Genomic DNA, 16,786 nt, shown 5'->3' on the forward strand with positions numbered 1-16,786 from the left:
AGCGTAACGTTTCTCATTGAAATTCACTACACTTAACCCCATGCTACACACATTATGTAAAGCGCCTGTTGAGCGCTTCCTTAACCTCTTTAACCAGGACTGCGCTAATGACGAATCCGTTACTGACCCCCTTTGAATTGCCTCCGTTTTCTAAAATTCTCCCGGAACATGTGGTTCCAGCCGTGACTAAGGCGCTGAACGACTGCCGCGAAAATGTGGAGCGCGTAGTCGCGCAAGGAGCACCGTACACCTGGGAAAATCTCTGCCAGCCGCTGGCGGAAGTGGACGATGTGCTGGGGCGTATCTTCTCCCCGGTCAGCCACCTGAACTCGGTGAAAAATAGCCCGGAGCTGCGCGAAGCGTACGAACAAACCCTGCCGCTGCTGTCGGAATACAGCACCTGGGTAGGGCAACATGAAGGGCTGTATAAAGCGTACCGCGACCTGCGCGATGGCGATCATTACGCCACGCTGAACACGGCGCAGAAAAAAGCGGTTGATAACGCACTGCGCGACTTCGAACTTTCTGGTATCGGTCTGCCGAAAGAGAAACAGCAGCGTTACGGTGAGATTGCCACCCGTCTTTCCGAGCTGGGCAACCAGTACAGCAACAACGTCCTTGATGCGACGATGGGCTGGACCAAACTCGTTACCGACGAAGCTGAGCTGGCGGGGATGCCAGAAAGCGCGCTGGCTGCGGCAAAAGCCCAGGCCGAAGCGAAAGAACTGGAAGGCTACCTGCTGACGCTGGATATCCCAAGCTACCTGCCGGTAATGACCTACTGCGACAACCAGGCTCTGCGCGAAGAGATGTATCGCGCTTACAGCACTCGCGCCTCCGAGCAAGGCCCAAACGCCGGTAAATGGGATAACAGCAAGGTGATGGAAGAGATCCTCGCGCTGCGTCACGAACTGGCGCAACTGCTGGGCTTTGAAAACTACGCCTTTAAATCCCTTGCCACTAAAATGGCAGAAAACCCGCAGCAGGTGCTGGATTTCTTAACCGATCTGGCAAAACGCGCGCGTCCGCAAGGTGAAAAAGAGCTGGCGCAACTGCGCGCCTTCGCCAAAGCCGAATTTGGCGTCGATGAGTTGCAACCGTGGGATATCGCATACTACAGCGAAAAACAAAAACAGCACCTTTACAGCATCAGTGACGAACAACTGCGTCCGTACTTCCCGGAAAACAAAGCGGTTAACGGCCTGTTTGAAGTGGTGAAACGTATTTACGGCATCACCGCTAAAGAGCGTAAAGATGTTGATGTCTGGCATCCGGATGTACGTTTCTTCGAACTGTATGACGAGAACAACGAACTGCGCGGTAGCTTCTACCTCGACCTGTATGCCCGTGAAAACAAGCGCGGCGGGGCGTGGATGGATGACTGCGTAGGCCAGATGCGTAAAGCCGACGGTTCGCTGCAAAAACCGGTCGCGTATTTGACCTGTAACTTCAACCGCCCGGTAAATGGTAAACCGGCGCTGTTTACCCATGACGAAGTGATCACCCTGTTCCACGAGTTCGGTCACGGCCTGCATCATATGCTGACCCGCATCGAAACTGCCGGAGTGTCTGGTATCAGCGGGGTACCGTGGGATGCGGTCGAACTGCCGAGCCAGTTTATGGAAAACTGGTGCTGGGAGCCTGAGGCGCTGGCGTTTATCTCCGGTCACTATGAAACTGGCGAACCGCTGCCGAAAGAGTTGCTGGATAAAATGCTGGCGGCGAAGAACTACCAGGCGGCGCTGTTTATTCTGCGTCAGCTGGAGTTCGGCCTGTTCGATTTCCGCCTCCATGCAGAGTTCCGCCCGGATCAGGGAGCGAAAATCCTCGAAACTCTGGCAGAAATCAAGAAACTGGTTGCCGTGGTACCGTCTCCGTCATGGGGCCGTTTCCCACATGCATTTAGCCATATCTTTGCTGGTGGTTATGCCGCAGGTTACTACAGCTACCTGTGGGCCGATGTGCTGGCAGCAGATGCCTTCTCGCGTTTTGAGGAAGAGGGCATTTTCAACCGTGAAACCGGGCAGTCGTTCCTCGACAATATTCTGAGCCGTGGCGGTTCAGAAGAGCCGATGGATCTGTTCAAACGTTTCCGTGGTCGTGAACCGCAACTGGATGCGATGCTGGAGCATTACGGCATTAAGGGCTGATCATTCAGTGAAAATCTGCTTAATTGATGAAACGGGCGCCGGAGACGGCGCCTTATCTGTTCTGGCGGCCCGCTGGGGGCTGGAACATGATGAAGACAACCTGATGGCGCTGGTGTTAACGCCGGAGCATCTGGAGCTGCGCAAGCGCGATGAGCCAAAGCTTGGCGGCATTTACGTTGATTTTGTTGGCGGGGCGATGGCACACCGCCGCAAATTTGGCGGTGGTCGCGGTGAGGCGGTGGCGAAAGCGGTGGGCATTAAAGGCGATTATTTGCCGGATGTCGTCGATGCTACCGCAGGACTTGGTCGCGATGCCTTTGTGCTGGCTTCGGTCGGCTGCCGCGTGCGGATGCTGGAGCGTAATCCAGTGGTTGCTGCATTGCTCGACGATGGCCTGGCGCGTGGTTATGCGGATGCGGAGATCGGCGGCTGGTTGCAGGAGCGTTTGCAATTAATTCACGCCTCCAGCCTGACGGCGCTGACTGATATTACCCCGCGCCCGCAGGTGGTCTATCTCGACCCGATGTTCCCGCATAAGCAGAAAAGCGCGCTGGTGAAAAAAGAGATGCGCGTGTTTCAGTCGCTGGTGGGGCCGGATCTTGATGCCGATGGATTGCTGGAGCCTGCGCGGCTGCTGGCGACCAAACGTGTGGTGGTAAAGCGCCCGGACTACGCGCCGCCGCTGGCGAATGTTGCTACGCCAAACGCGGTTGTCACCAAAGGGCATCGCTTTGATATTTATGCTGGTACACCGGCGTAAAAGTAAAACAGGGTAGCGATAACGCTACCCTGTTTTCTGCAAGAATAATCAATGGCTTTCCGGCGTCTCAATCATTCGTTTCAGCCACGGCACCATCAACAGCATCACTACAGCAACGCCCAGCGTGACCAGACCAATCTTACCAAACACGTTGGTATAGACAGGCAGCGTCTCAAGCGGGTCGGTAATGTTGTCTGGTACTGCGGTAAATGTTGCCACATAGCCGCCCAGCAAGAACGCGGCAGCCTGCGTAAGGAACCACATCCCGAGAATAAAGCCCATCAAATGTTGTGGCACCAGAGCGGCAATCATTGCCAGGCCCAGGGCGCTAATAAGCAGTTCACCTAAGCTCTGGAATAAGTAAACCAGCACGATAAACCATGGCGATGTCAGCCCCTGGGCATCCGCAAACCACATTCCCGCTGCGGCGGCTGTCAAAAAGCCCAGCGAGCACATAAACATACCGAGGGTAAATTTCATCGGCATGGAGAGGTCTTTGCCTTTGTTACCCAGATGCGTGTAAATGCCTGCCAGAACTGGGCTAGCGAGCACCACCCAGAACGGGTTAAGCGCCTGGAAGCTCACCGGGTTGATGGAAAAACCGAGAATTTCATGATGCACGTTGTTGATAGCAAAGAAGTTCAGCGACGTTGGCATCTGGGCGTAGAGGATGTAAAACACTACCGCTTCAAGCATCAGCACAAAGGCGACAAACATCTTATTGCGCCCGGTTTTATCCAGCTTGAATGCCTGACGGAAGAAGATAATGGTCACGACGATAGAGAGCACAATCAGTACCAGATTGGCGACTTCCACGTTGTGCATCAGCCATGCGCAAACGAAAATCATCACCACGCTGCCAAGCAGCACGTACAACAATTTGCTGAAGTTCATCGGTCGGAAATCTGGTTCAGAACCAATATCTTTCACCATTCCGCGACAGGCGATGTAAACCAGTAGCGCGACAATCAATCCTGCTCCGCATAAGTTATAGGTGACGGAATAGCCAAATCTGTCAGCGATAACCGGTGCTAGCGACAGCGCAATCAACGAGCCGATATTGATCGACATATAGAACAGGGTGAAAGCGCCATCGAGACGTGGATCTTTCGGTGGATAGCACTTCGAAAGCAGGCTTGCCGGGTTGGCTTTAAACAGGCCGTTGCCGACGGCGATTGTTCCCAGCGCGATGAATATCAGGTCTGGCTTGAGTAGCGACATCCCGGTCATAAAGTAGCCCATCGCCAGAACAATTGCCCCAAGGACAATGGTGCGTTTAGTTCCTAACAGATGGTCGCCAACATAACCACCGATCGAGATAAGGCCATAGACCAGCGCAGCGAAGGCACCAAAGGTGACAAAAGCCTGTTCTTGCGAGAAACCGAGCTGTTTAACGAAGAAAACGGCCAGGACGCCTTGCACGCCGTAGTAACCGAATCGCTCCCATAGTTCGACAAAAAAGATCATGAAGAATGGGCGAGGTTGTTGCAGCATCCCAGTGGGTGTTGTTGTATTCATAATTTTTAGCCTTTCAATACCATCATGAAAAGTATGAACGCGTAAGTGATTGCGTGCGAAAGAGTTTACACACGTCTAAAATTCTTAATATTGATGTAATGAATGCATTAATGCACTATCACAATAAAAAACAACCAGCTAATCATGCTGGTTGTTTGAGATATGATGGCGCTAAATGCTATTTTGTCGTGATGTAAATTTGAATTATTCGATGCGTAGTGGAACTTTCTGACTGCGGATGAACACCGGCTTGATTGAGCACTCCCGTGTTTGTACCCGCACGTCGCATTCGGGTACAACACAAAAAGCAGAACGCCCGCATAAGCGGGCGCTCAGGAGCAAGTGGGGGAGATATTATTCTTCTTCGTCGCGCAGCGGAACAATCAGCATATCAACGTGAACGGTGTTGATCAGCTGACGCGCGGAAGACATCAGTTTGCTCCAGAAGTCCTGGTGGTGACCACAAACAACCAGGTCCATGTCGTATTTCTTGATCGCATCAACCAGAACCTGACCCAAATCGCCGCTGCCGCTAAGGGTTTCAGTGATGGGGTATCCTGCGTTGGTGGAGAGTTCGGTCAATGCATGATGAGTCTCTTCGGAAATGCGTTTCTGCATGTCACCCAGATTTACATCAATAAGTCCGGTGTATAGGTCAGAGTAGTTTACATCTACGTGGATCAGAGAAACTTTCGCATTGTAGGGGCGAGCCATAGAGACTGCTTTCTCTACCAGAACTTTGCTTTCCGGGGAGAGATCGACCGCGATGAGAATGTGTTTATAAGCCATAGTGTTACTCCTTCCATAAAGTTGTCGATGACTGGCCAGCTTGCGTTTCTTGTGCCGTTACGTCACCCGCGTCCTGCGAACTACGTGCGCGGGGCTAACCCAGCCGTAAAGATTCAGTGAAAAGACCATCCTTACCTTATAGCGACCCGGATGATCCGTCAATCCGCCTTGCTTACCAATCAGATAATCAAATTTTCTACATGAATGTATTGATAGTGGTTAACCTTATGGAAAAAAAACAACCTGATCTCCTACACTATCTATAGAGCCGCTCGGATGTTTGCCATCACAAAAGCGGTTTCTCCAGGACCTGGTGTTAACTGATTGGCAGCGTATCGGGAGCGGTAGCCCCGGAGGGGAACTCCGCGGGCAGGTCGCCGGGGAGGGGGTATGATAAGCACCGTCGCATTATTTTGGGCTTTATGTGTCGTTTGCATTGTTAACATGGCGCGCTATTTCTCATCACTACGCGCGTTGTTAGTGGTACTGCGTAATTGCGATCCATTGCTCTATCAATATGTTGATGGAGGGGGCTTTTTTACCTCACATGGCCAACCCAACAAACAGGTGCGTCTCGTTTGGTATATCTATGCCCAACGTTATCGCGATCATCACGATGATGAGTTTATCCGTCGCTGCGAGCGCGTGCGTCGTCAGTTTATTCTGACCAGCGCATTGTGTGGCCTGGTGGTGGTAAGCCTGATTGCGTTGATGATTTGGCATTAAGCGCCACGGTAATAACGCATAAAAAAAGCGGGCCAGTAAACTGACCCGCCCGAGACTGATTACAAACGCAAAATTGCCTGATGCGCTACGCTTATCAGGCCTACATAATCTCTGCAATCTATTGAATTTGCATGTTTTTGTAGGCCGGATAAGGCGTTCACGCCGCATCCGGCATGAACAAAGCGCACTATGTCAACAATCTGAAGCGGGTCAGTAAACTGACCCGCCCGTTTTTATGCGTGCGATTACAGGAACTGCAAGGAGATCCAGTACAGCGCACCGGAGAGCAGAACTGCAGCCGGGAGGGTAAACACCCAGGCCATCAGAATGCTGGTCACGGTTTTACGCTGTAAGCCGCCGCCGTCAACCACCATTGTCCCCGCTACGGAAGAGGAGAGTACGTGAGTGGTGGAAACCGGCATCCCGGTATAACTCGCCAGACCGATAGACACCGCTGCCGTCATCTGAGCAGACATCCCCTGAGCATAGGTCATGCCTTTCTTACCGATTTTCTCACCGATAGTGGTCGCCACACGACGCCAGCCAATCATCGTACCGATACCTAACGCCAGCGCGACCGCCATGATGATCCACACCGGAGCATACTCGATGGTGCTCAGCATATCGGACTTCAGTTTCTTCAACAGACGCTGATCATCCGCAGTGACGCCAGGCATTTTCACCACTTTGTCGATAGTGTCAGAAACGCACAGCATAATGCGGCGCATCTGGCTACGTTGGTCAAGCGACAGCTTGTCGTAGCTTTCCACATCGGCGGTCAGCATGCCTTTCAGGCGGTTGAGCGCGTTAATGGTATTCGACGGATGGCAATGGAACTCCGCAGGTTGTGTTGCGCCTGCTTCTGGTGTCGGTACTAACTGATCGGCACCGGTAGCCTGTTTAAGCAGCGCAGGATGCTGCTCAAAGTAAGCTTCCACATTGTTGATGGCATCACGGGTACGGGTGATTTCGTAGCCAGTGGCATTCATATTCACCACGAAGCCCGCTGGTGCGACGCCAATCAGAACCAACATAACCAGACCAATGCCTTTCTGACCATCGTTCGCGCCGTGAGAGAACGCCACGCCGATAGCGGAAAGGATCAGCGCGATACGCGTCCAGAACGGCGGCTTTTTCTTGCCGTCTTTCTTTTCACGTTCCGCTGGGGTCAGGTGGATACGGGCGCGTTTCTTGGTGCCGCTCCAGTAGCGACGCAGCAAGAAAATCAGACCGCCAGCAAACACCAGGCCGACAATAGGGGAAACGATCAGAGATGCGAAAATACTTAATACTTTCGGGATATTGAGTGCATCCACCACTGACGTACCGGTCATCAACGCATTGGTTAAACCAATACCGATGATCGCGCCAATCAGCGTATGGGAGCTGGATGCAGGTAAACCAAAGTACCAGGTACCAAGGTTCCAGATAATTGCTGCCAGCAACATAGAGAACACCATGGCAAGACCATGGGACGATCCCATATTAAGCAGCAGATCTGTCGGCAGCATATGCACAATGGCATAGGCAACACTAAGACCACCCAGCAAAACACCCAGGAAGTTGAACACTGCCGCCATAACCACAGCGAGCTGAGAACGCATCGCGCGGGTATAGATGACAGTTGCCACGGCGTTGGCTGTGTCATGGAAACCATTGATGGCTTCGTAGAACAGCACAAAAGCCAGTGCAAGCAATAATAACAGCCCGGTATGCAAATCCAGGCCAGCAAACAAATGTAGCATAGGACGTTACGCCATTTTGAGGACATGAACGCGGCGCATTATCAGTGACTTTCGCGGCGCGGGCAAAGTGAAATATAGATTTTTTTGATTTGCCTCCTGTATGAATTTCGCTCAAAAAATAATTATCTTATATAATTCAGGCAAATACTTCCCCTAAGTAATATTGCTGCTGGTGCGGCCACTGAGGAATCTTTACAATTCACGCCCATTTTTTCTAAGAGGAGCGCAACGTGGAAAGGTTTGATGCCATTATTATAGGCGCTGGTGCGGCGGGTATGTTCTGTTCTGCACTGGCAGGTCAGGCAGGACGCCGGGTTCTGCTGATCGATAATGGTAAAAAACCAGGGCGCAAAATCCTCATGTCTGGCGGTGGGCGCTGCAACTTTACCAACCTTTATGTCGAACCAGGCGCTTATCTGAGCCAAAATCCGCATTTTTGTAAGTCTGCACTCGCGCGTTTTACCCAGTGGGATTTCATTGATATGGTCAATAAACACGGTATCGCCTGGCACGAGAAAACGTTAGGGCAACTCTTCTGTGATGACTCCGCTCAGCAGATTGTCGACATGCTGGTGGATGAGTGCGAGAAGGGCAATGTGACCTTCAGATTACGTAGCGAAGTGTTGAGCGTGACGAAGGATGACGCGGGATTCACGCTTGAACTGAACGGCATGACCGTAGGTTGCGATAAACTGGTCATCGCGACCGGAGGCCTCTCGATGCCGGGTCTGGGCGCGTCGCCATTTGGTTATAAGATTGCCGAACAATTCGGGCTGAACGTGTTGCCGACGCGCGCAGGCCTGGTGCCATTCACCCTGCATAAACCGTTGCTGGAAGAGTTACAGGTGCTGGCAGGCGTTGCAGTACCTTCAGTGATCACCGCTGAAAACGGCACCGTGTTCCGTGAGAACTTACTCTTCACCCATCGCGGCTTGTCTGGCCCTGCAGTATTGCAGATATCCAGCTACTGGCAACCGGGTGAATTTGTCAGCATCAACCTGCTACCGGATGTCGATCTGGAAGCCTTTCTGAATGAACAGCGTAACGCGCATCCGAATCAGAGCCTGAAAAACACGCTGGCGGTTCATCTGCCGAAACGGTTGGTTGAACGGTTACAACAACTCGGGCAGATCCCGGACGTCTCGTTAAAACAGCTCAACGTGCGTGACCAACAGGCGCTCATTGCCACATTGACCGACTGGCGCGTACAACCTAACGGCACTGAAGGCTATCGCACCGCCGAAGTGACGCTCGGCGGCGTGGACACCAATGAACTCTCTTCACGGACGATGGAAGCGCGTAAAGTTCCGGGCTTGTACTTTATCGGTGAAGTGATGGACGTTACCGGCTGGCTAGGGGGCTATAACTTCCAGTGGGCGTGGTCGAGCGCATGGGCTTGTGCGCAGGATTTGGCCTCTGTGAATAAATAATAAAGTTAGGTCATTAATACAATATTTGTGTCAGTAATTCATTTTTTACGACATAAAGTGGTATCAATTTTTCTACATTATGTTTTTATTGTTTTTTTGCACTGTATATGAATTTTTATGTGCTGAGCATTTTATCCACTAAACTTATCTTAGGTGCAGTGAACCCGTGAGCGGCCTGAGATTTATCGAGGTTGGTATGAGCAGAGGCAGGCGGTTTACATCCCTTGAAAGCTATGAAAAGGCTCTTAAAGATGGTGTCGGTGTTGGTTCTGGTGAGTTCTACCAACCCTGGATACGCCCCCAGGATTTTACTGGTTCAAGAGGTAATCGCTCAGCCATTCGGGGACTTAAAACATTCAGGCAGCACAGTACGCTTTCAGGGCTTGAGACTGAGTTCTTTTATCTCGCAGAATTCAATGATGCTGTAATTGACATTCGCGAACAATTCCCCCTTTTACCGCTTACGTTAACTCAGAACATCGCTCGCATAATCGATGTCGAGCATCCATCTTTACGCAGAAAATCAAGTGACAAAGGCTCTCCACCCGTCCCCTCAATTATGACCACTGACTTTGTTCTCACTTTTCAAAACCCTGATGGTTCAGTCAGATATCAGGCCTATTCGATTAAATCAGATGATGTGATCACAAAAAGAAATGCTGAAAAGCAGGAGATTGAGCGTCTGTTTTGGGAAGGTATCAATGTACGTTTTCAGGTGTACACGGGAAGCGATATTACCCGAACGAAAAGTGACAACATCCGCTGGGTAACGTCCCCTTTCCGTATGAAAGGATTGCCTGATTATCGGCCTGAGAGAGGACTACTTAATGCATTCCCTCCGGGAAATTATGCTCTAGAACATATGGTAAGCAAAATCTCTTCAATGAGTGGCATTGACAGCGATACTGCCCTTGATTTACTGAAGTTGCTGATAGCAACTAAAGAGATTGAAGTTGATTTGTCTTTTAATATTCCAGCGACTCAGGCCCTTGTTGTATTGCGTAATAGCGCCTACAACATGGAGGTAGTAAATGAAAATCATTAGGAATTCTGTCTGGTCTACCAAAGATATGGTGGGGTTGAATGACGCAATTTACCGGGTTCTGCAGTTATGTCCAGAAGTGAACTCTTTGATTTTGTATGGGTTGGATAGCGATAAATCCAGCCGCCCGAAATTCTATCGAATTGAGCAATTCACCAGAGGCATACAGGAAGGGCTAATAAAACCATCCGAGGATCCGGTTCCCGTATGGATGTTGGTTGCGGAAGATAAAATCCCTGAGAAGCACCGCGCCAGAAGAGATAAAAATTATGCTTTGATTAGCCCTTTACTGGATGATCCTGATTTTCTTTACAATTTTGTAATAAATCAGCGAAGTCCCTTACTCCGTCGTTATGCTGTCGATAATGATTTACCGTATTCATCATTAAAAAAACTCCTCTGTTTGTGCTGGAAGTACGGAAGGGGCAAACAGTCTCTTCTTCCTGCATATGCGAAGAGTGGCGGACTCGGCATAAAAAAAACCGTCAAATCATCCCCAATAGGCAGGATGAAAAAGGGGAGAGTGTTGGCTGATGGGCGCGCTCAGATTTACATCATGCAAGAGAGTGACTCAAAAAATATAAAAAAAGTGCTCGTACGCAATTATCTCAAGCCCAATGGCAAAAGCCTTAGGGCATGCTGGCGGTTATTCCTGGGTATCTATTTTCCCAATATAACCACAATGACAACGAAAAACACGGCACCATACCCTTCCTATACACAGTTTCGTTATTGTGCCCGGCAACTGTTCTCACTGGATGAAATAGCTCGCAGAAGGACAACCGAGAGAGAGTTTTTGCGTAATAAGAGGGCATTATTGGGTTCATCGGCGAATATTAATACGTTGCCAGGTGAATTTTATGAAATTGATGCCACTGTAGCAGATGTCCATCTGATTTCAGAATTTGGTGGAAAGCTTATCGGCCGTCCTACTATCTATCTCATTACTGACCGGGCCACCCGGATGATTACCGGAATGCACGTATCGTATCTTTATGCTTCATGGAGAGCTGCAGCTCAGGCTTTAGCTAACTGCTTTTTGCCTAAGCAGCCATACTGCAAGATATTTGGTGTGAATGATATCAGTAATACTCGCTGGCCGTGTAGCCATGTCCCTGTAAGACTGGTTTGTGATAATGCAGAAATGCTGGGGCTGAAATCACAAAATACTGTTGTGCCGTTTACGGAGCTACAATTTGTACCTTCATACCGACCTGACCTGAAAAATATTGTTGAAAGCCGTTTTGGTATTTTGAATCGCGAGAAAATTCATAGCCTTATGGGGACAACAAGAGGTGGCTCTTTAGTGAGAGGAGAGGAAGATCCGAAAGCAAGAGCATGTTATACCTTACGGCAATTTACGGAATTCATGATTCGGGTAGTGGATGAGTATAATCACGCACTAAACGAAGAGCTCCTCTATATTAATCCACTTTTGCTGAAAAATGATATTGCGGCAACACCTGTAAATAGCTGGAATGTTAGCATCAATGCGTTACGGTTCAGTGGGTACAAAGTGACTGAACAGGAGGTGATTTCAAGACTCCTTTACGCAGATGAAGCAAGCATTACTGGCAAAGGTATTCAGTACTTCAATCGGTACTACACCTGTTCCGTTACAGAAATGATCAGAGCCCGAAATTTTGGTGTAACACGTTGTGATGTTCGTATCGATGACAATTGCATGGACAACATCTATGTCCAGTTCGGGAAAAATATGCCTTTTGTGCAAAGTACACTTCTTTCGCGTCGTAATATCTTTCGTGGCTTACCTCATATGGAAGCAGATATTGTTGCAGATATTTGTGATATCCAGCGAGAACGGTATGTCATAACACCCGAATCTATTGCAATGCAAGAGTACAATAAGAAATTAGAACAGGAAGGAAAGGCATCGCTTGCTGATCTGAAAACACAAGGGAAGGGGCGATTGAAAAATATGAGGGAGAATCGTAGACAGGAGCTATACCATGCGCAGAGAGGTGCCCCAGTCTCATCGGAAGAGGAATACCTTCTGCCTCTTGCCAATAATATTCATCTGCTCCCCGGCCCAGAAGCGCGTAAAGAATGGTTAGAAAAGCGTAATGCCCCGGACAAAAAGGGGAAATAATCATGATTGAAAGAGCCGTGTATTGCCAGGCGGATTTACCTGAATACCGGAATAACCCGCTTATAGAGGCCCTTCCGCTCCAGCTATCAAAATCGGAGGCAATGGTAGCCCTTAGTAATTTTCCGGAAATTAATGAAGCTGAAAGAGATTTGAAAGACATTTTGCGAGAGCAATACGTTGATCGTATTGGTTCCTTTCGTTGTCCGCAGGAATCCTTTTATGAGTGTTATAAAACGATAATCAGGCTTCTTAGAAATGGTTATATAAACAGGAATCCTTTAGATATAAAAACAGTTCATTATTTACACTATAATAATGACAGTATATCCGGCAATACCTTAGGTGATGGAACCTATCAACACCGAGCCGGAACATGCTCCATGACAGGTATTAGCGGTGTTGGTAAATCAACCACACTTGAGCAAGTATTAGGGTATTTCCCTCAGGTAATAGAGCATCAAAATTATAAAGGTTTTGAGCTTAGTGGGATGCGACAAATTGTCTGGTTGAAAGTGAACTGTCCTCCCAATGCTAAACCAAGAGACCTCAGCGAGTCGTTACTCATTGCTATTGATGATGCACTCGGTAACGAGCCGACTAAACCGCCATCAAGAGCAGGAACCCTTCTTAGGATCATTGCGCAAAAAATAAAATCATCTTTTATCGGCGTACTAGTCATCGATGAGATGCAGAGATTGACAAGAACTAACGGTGAAAATCATCTGATTGATTTTCTTCATGAGATTGTTGACTCACTGGGAGTTCCTTTAGTTTTCTGTGGTAATCCGGAGTTTGAAAATAAAATGCGTCATCGGTTACGCTTTGCCCGTCGAGCGGAAACCGCTGGTTTTATGCGGTTAAATCCTCTGGCATATCAGTCATCTGACTGGCAAACCTTTGTCCATTATCTCTGGCGATATCAATGGACAAATGTGGTGACCCCACTCACAAATGAATTGAATATAAGGCTTCATAAGCTATCTAAGGGGATACTTGCCATCGCTCAGCAAATATATATTACAGCTCAGCTGAAAGTGATTGGCTCGGGAAATGAAGTTATCACACCGGCATTATTAAATATTTCTGAATCTGTTTTATCCAGCCGTTCAGATGAGTTTATTCGAACAGAAGCACTGATCATCAATGATAATGACTATCCTTTGGAGCTAGCTGAAACAGCACCGAACAACAGGCCTTCACTATCTTCTCCATTTAAACCAACGCTTGTTTTGCCTGTGTATAAGCCCACCACGATTTTAGGCGATCTTAGCAGACCCCAACACGATGAGTTTGCTGCCCCACTTAACAACTACCTGGGGCAGACTGAAGCTATCATGGCTCAAACAACTGAGCAGGTTCTGATAAGGGCATTGTCGCTCAATAAGGGGCGCTACAGTGCGCTGAAGCACTATGCTCGATACTGTACAGATCCCAGTATTGAAAGCTGAACGTGGTCGAAGGAGAAGATATGTTATTAAAAGCATTTCCGGGAGAGCTTTTATTCGGCAGGCTTTGTAGAACCTTGTCTGTGCAGGGCTATACACCTCAGCAGTTTGCGGTTGGCCTCCATCTTTCTCCGAGAGCCTCATTTCATCCCTGTCTGACGGTTTACCTAGACAACATTGCCAGGATGTGCCCGGAGACGCCTGAGGAACTCTGGTTAAGACAAACGCTATTTCCGCTTTGGGCTTGGTCGATGCCGAAGCACATTAACGAGTTGAGACAACTAAAATGTTCACCAGCTCACCTTATTCGTGTTTGCCAGCTTACAAGTAACAATGAATACCGGGGGATGGTTCTTCGGTTTTGTCCTGTGTGTGCCGGGGAGGATGAACAGCGGTTTGGGGTTGCTTACTGGCATTGTGAACATCAAATTCCTGGTATCAATGCATGTTGCCGCCATGGTTGCCGGTTAATTTCAAAACCAGTACCACCTAGGCCCCATATTGCTGCGGAGTTTTATCCCGATGAAAACCATGATGAAATACCATGTGCCGAAAGCGAGCTAAGGTTTACCTGCTATGCCTGCCGAACCTTCTCTGATTTGATCGTGGGGCATATACATCAAGAAGTCGATTTAATGAGTATTCTTGCCGTAAAAGGTTATTTGAGTGGTGAGGGTAATGTTCGAAAAGAGAAACTTTTTGATGCGTTGCATGAGATTGTTCAGGATTTATGGCATACAGATGGCTTCTCTGAACCTTTAAATGAAAAACGCTTGCTGGCGAAACTTATCCATCACTCCAGCAATCTTTTCCCCTCTCACAAACTACTGGTTCAGTATTGTGTTGAAAATCTTCCAAGGCTTCCAGAGCAAAAAACACAGACATATAGCTCTCTTCCCGACAAGACAGGGCAGGATGCCATTTTGAAATTTTATCGCGCTGGCCACTCTATGAGCGAAATCAGCCGCCGGACAGGGAGAAGCCGATGCTACATCCGGGGGATCATAAGAAGAGAGGTTGGTACTGATTTCACTCAAACCAAAAAACTAACTCCTCAGATTGAAAAATATGTTATCACCATGGCCAGAAAAGGTTTCCACCGCAGATATATTGCGCAAGAGACGGGGCTGTCTGTTGGTAGTATTGAAGCTATCATTTCGGCCAGCAAGGGACTGGTTCAACGCAGAAAACAGATTCGGGAAGAGTCTAACAGGCGACGCTCTCGTTATCATGTGATCAACTGGATGCTAAATCATCCGGAAGGACGAAAAAAGGAGTTGCAGATTGCCTGTAGTCGACATTTTTACTGGTTATATTTTAACGATCATAATTGGCTTGTTGAGAATCTTCCTGCTGTGGTCTTGAGACGTCCTTCAGGAAGAGTTAACTGGGCAAAAAGAGATCTGGAACTGGCTAAAAAAGTACAGGCACTTTCAGAAGATAAAAGATTCAGGTTTTCACTTTCTCATTTAGATGCTGTCGTTGGAGCCAGAGGCGCAATTGTTCGTTACGGGCATAAACTTCCTCGAACAATGCAGGCTATTAATCAGTATTTAAAAACACGTAGATAGAAACAGTACTTAAATATATTTTACAAGGAGGAGTTGAAATGGGATTGATATCTGGCGGACGAGTTTTTTATGATGATGAACATATCATCAGTTTTTTGTTTCGGATGCAATTAATACATGGAATCTTTGATTTTTCGAATTTATTTCATCTCAATGGAAAACTTCGACATAATATTCAGACCCCTAAGTCTATTCTAGATATTTGCAGGGAGTATGATGAGTATCAGTTTGCGTATTCTTTTGCTTCCCATACAGATGAAGAAGGTATTGGTTGGGGGCCAATAAATTTTTCAAGAATGACAGTTGGACAATTTCTGGATAGTGGCGAAGTAACGATAGCGAAAAGAAATCATAATAATTTAAAGATATATTATTGCAAGACCTGTATTCAGGAGAGTATTGAAAAAAATGGTGTTGGCTATCTGAAGAAAAGTTGGTTAATGGGGGGGGGGTGTAAAATTCATAATAAAAAATTATTACCCCTAAAGCAAATTCCTATGCCACAAATGATAGATGTGTTATCTGATCTTCTAGTATCCGGAATTTTCACAGAGGATTACCCTGATGATGGAGGTACAGTCAACGTTGGGGAAAAACGGGTTAACATTGATGATGAGAATGTATATTATTCTTCAAATACATTTGAACCCAGCTTTGTATATATTAAACCATGTGTAAAGGAGTATTTTGCTCACTGGCTTTGTCTCCATCGGCGTTCACTTTCACGCCGCTACTATAAAGAACTGAGATATAAATATGCTGAACTGTTGGCTGTGGATTTGCAGGAAAACCCCGTTTTCTTTGTCCCCTATCTTTATTCAATTTTGATGGCTGATCAGCAATGTTCTTTCAAAGAGTATGTTGAAAAATCGACAAAAATTGACACGGAACTTGTCGGCATTCGGAATCAACGTCGTATACCTTTGAAGGTGATGAAGCTTTGCGGTGTTAATTGCAATCGTTGCCCATTGCCTGCAGTGACTGCTGATTGTCGAAATTATGGGAAGATTGCTTGGTTTCACCTGATGTCACCGGTGGTGAAGGAAATTCAATCGGGGATAATATCGACATTTACAAACAGGGATACGTCACGCCTTCAGATTTATCCAAGGTTGAATTTACAACACTGTCCATTCGATCTTTGGTGGCGACGCCGGGTCGATGTGGAAATCATTGGCTGGATAGATTCTGATATTTACTATTGCTGGCAACGTGATGTTTTATCATTACAATCGACCAGTTTAAATTCGTCAGAAGTGCTAGAAGATAAAAGGAGTTATTCATTGAGTTTAACAAGAAAAAATAAAGAGATTGAGAAATTTCAGAGAAAGGTTGTTTTTATCAGTCGGCAAAATGAATTGATAAAAAATTTCCTTGATACAATATATCACTCAGATTAAAAAGGGCTTTGTTAGCGTTTTTTAAAATCTTCAAAAGACCTGCATCCCGTTATTATCGGCGGCGAAGGCTTATTTTTTCTATACCAAGGTACTATCCTTT

Annotated in this window: 12 protein-coding genes and 1 pseudogene; 9 read left to right on the top strand and 4 right to left on the bottom strand. The window is 47.6% G+C overall.

All coding sequences use genetic code 11. From position 1 onward, the window contains the following. The first annotated feature begins 107 nt into the window (after nt 1-107). Both prlC and rsmJ read left to right on the top strand, forming a co-directional pair. A complete protein-coding gene (prlC, locus tag D9597_RS00150) occupies nt 108-2,150 on the top strand; it encodes an oligopeptidase A (RefSeq protein ID WP_130221307.1) in 2,043 nt (680 codons plus the stop codon). Nucleotides 2,151-2,157: 7 nt separating this feature from the next. After that, nucleotides 2,158-2,910 (top strand): 16S rRNA (guanine(1516)-N(2))-methyltransferase RsmJ, encoded by a 753-nt coding sequence (gene rsmJ, locus D9597_RS00155; protein WP_130221308.1) that lies wholly within the window; start codon nt 2,158-2,160, stop codon nt 2,908-2,910. A gap of 48 nt (nt 2,911-2,958) precedes the next feature. Here the strand turns inward: rsmJ and dtpB are convergent, their stop codons facing one another. Further along, a complete protein-coding gene (dtpB, locus tag D9597_RS00160) occupies nt 2,959-4,428 on the bottom strand; it encodes a dipeptide/tripeptide permease DtpB (protein ID WP_130221309.1) in 1,470 nt (489 codons plus the stop codon). A 354-nt stretch (nt 4,429-4,782) separates the two neighbouring features. Next, complete coding sequence (uspA, locus tag D9597_RS00165; RefSeq protein WP_000323571.1) at nt 4,783-5,217, bottom strand: universal stress protein UspA; 435 nt, start codon at nt 5,215-5,217, stop codon at nt 4,783-4,785. Nucleotides 5,218-5,607: 390 nt separating this feature from the next. Between uspA and uspB the strand changes: the two genes are divergently transcribed. Further along, nucleotides 5,608-5,943 (top strand): universal stress protein UspB, encoded by a 336-nt coding sequence (uspB, locus tag D9597_RS00170; protein WP_000626187.1) that lies wholly within the window; start codon nt 5,608-5,610, stop codon nt 5,941-5,943. A gap of 74 nt (nt 5,944-6,017) precedes the next feature. On the opposite strand, the pseudogene D9597_RS23465 reads toward uspB, so the two are convergent. Together D9597_RS23465 and pitA are read right to left on the bottom strand one after the other, a co-directional pair. Next, nucleotides 6,018-6,125 (bottom strand): annotated as a pseudogene (locus D9597_RS23465) (hypothetical protein); the annotation flags it as partial. A 63-nt stretch (nt 6,126-6,188) separates the two neighbouring features. Continuing rightward, nucleotides 6,189-7,688 (bottom strand): inorganic phosphate transporter PitA, encoded by a 1,500-nt coding sequence (gene pitA, locus D9597_RS00175; RefSeq protein ID WP_130217812.1) that lies wholly within the window; start codon nt 7,686-7,688, stop codon nt 6,189-6,191. A gap of 230 nt (nt 7,689-7,918) precedes the next feature. Here pitA and D9597_RS00180 point away from each other — a divergent pair, with 230 nt between their 5' ends. From D9597_RS00180 to D9597_RS00205, 6 genes are all read left to right on the top strand, one after another. After that, a complete protein-coding gene (locus tag D9597_RS00180; protein WP_130221310.1) occupies nt 7,919-9,118 on the top strand; it encodes an NAD(P)/FAD-dependent oxidoreductase in 1,200 nt (399 codons plus the stop codon). 196 nt (nt 9,119-9,314) lie between these two features. Then, nucleotides 9,315-10,163 carry a TnsA endonuclease N-terminal domain-containing protein gene (locus tag D9597_RS00185; RefSeq protein ID WP_130221311.1) on the top strand — a complete coding sequence of 283 codons (849 nt, stop codon included), beginning with the start codon at nt 9,315-9,317 and terminating at the stop codon, nt 10,161-10,163. Then, nucleotides 10,150-12,270, top strand: a complete 2,121-nt coding sequence (locus tag D9597_RS00190) for a transposase (protein ID WP_130221312.1) — start codon at nt 10,150-10,152, stop codon at nt 12,268-12,270. The genes D9597_RS00185 and D9597_RS00190 overlap by 14 nt, the downstream gene beginning before the upstream one ends. Nucleotides 12,271-12,272: 2 nt before the next feature. Further along, the gene (locus D9597_RS00195) at nt 12,273-13,718 is read left to right on the top strand and encodes an ATP-binding protein (RefSeq protein WP_130221313.1); all 1,446 of its coding nucleotides are present in this window, start codon (nt 12,273-12,275) and stop codon (nt 13,716-13,718) included. A 20-nt stretch (nt 13,719-13,738) separates the two neighbouring features. Then, nucleotides 13,739-15,286: a TnsD family Tn7-like transposition protein gene (locus tag D9597_RS00200; RefSeq protein WP_130221314.1), complete on the top strand. Its 1,548-nt coding sequence runs from the start codon at nt 13,739-13,741 to the stop codon at nt 15,284-15,286. Nucleotides 15,287-15,324: 38 nt separating this feature from the next. Further along, nucleotides 15,325-16,686: a hypothetical protein gene (locus D9597_RS00205; protein ID WP_130221315.1), complete on the top strand. Its 1,362-nt coding sequence runs from the start codon at nt 15,325-15,327 to the stop codon at nt 16,684-16,686. Nucleotides 16,687-16,786: the final 100 nt, after the last annotated feature.

The sequence above is a fragment of the Escherichia sp. E13S3 genome, from assembly GCF_004212325.1.
In the GTDB taxonomy this organism is placed as follows: domain Bacteria; phylum Pseudomonadota; class Gammaproteobacteria; order Enterobacterales; family Enterobacteriaceae; genus Escherichia.

Excerpts from the sequence above, each read along its gene's own strand:
- prlC (WP_130221307.1), top strand. The coding sequence starts at position 108 with ATGACGAATCCGTTACTGACCCCCTTTGAATTGCCTCCGTTTTCTAAA.
- dtpB (WP_130221309.1), bottom strand. The coding sequence starts at position 4,428 with ATGAATACAACAACACCCACTGGGATGCTGCAACAACCTCGCCCATTC.
- uspA (WP_000323571.1), bottom strand. The coding sequence starts at position 5,217 with ATGGCTTATAAACACATTCTCATCGCGGTCGATCTCTCCCCGGAAAGC.
- uspB (WP_000626187.1), top strand. The coding sequence starts at position 5,608 with ATGATAAGCACCGTCGCATTATTTTGGGCTTTATGTGTCGTTTGCATT.
- pitA (WP_130217812.1), bottom strand. The coding sequence starts at position 7,688 with ATGCTACATTTGTTTGCTGGCCTGGATTTGCATACCGGGCTGTTATTA.
- D9597_RS00185 (WP_130221311.1), top strand. The coding sequence starts at position 9,315 with ATGAGCAGAGGCAGGCGGTTTACATCCCTTGAAAGCTATGAAAAGGCT.
- D9597_RS00190 (WP_130221312.1), top strand. The coding sequence starts at position 10,150 with ATGAAAATCATTAGGAATTCTGTCTGGTCTACCAAAGATATGGTGGGG.
- D9597_RS00195 (WP_130221313.1), top strand. The coding sequence starts at position 12,273 with ATGATTGAAAGAGCCGTGTATTGCCAGGCGGATTTACCTGAATACCGG.
- D9597_RS00200 (WP_130221314.1), top strand. The coding sequence starts at position 13,739 with ATGTTATTAAAAGCATTTCCGGGAGAGCTTTTATTCGGCAGGCTTTGT.
- D9597_RS00205 (WP_130221315.1), top strand. The coding sequence starts at position 15,325 with ATGGGATTGATATCTGGCGGACGAGTTTTTTATGATGATGAACATATC.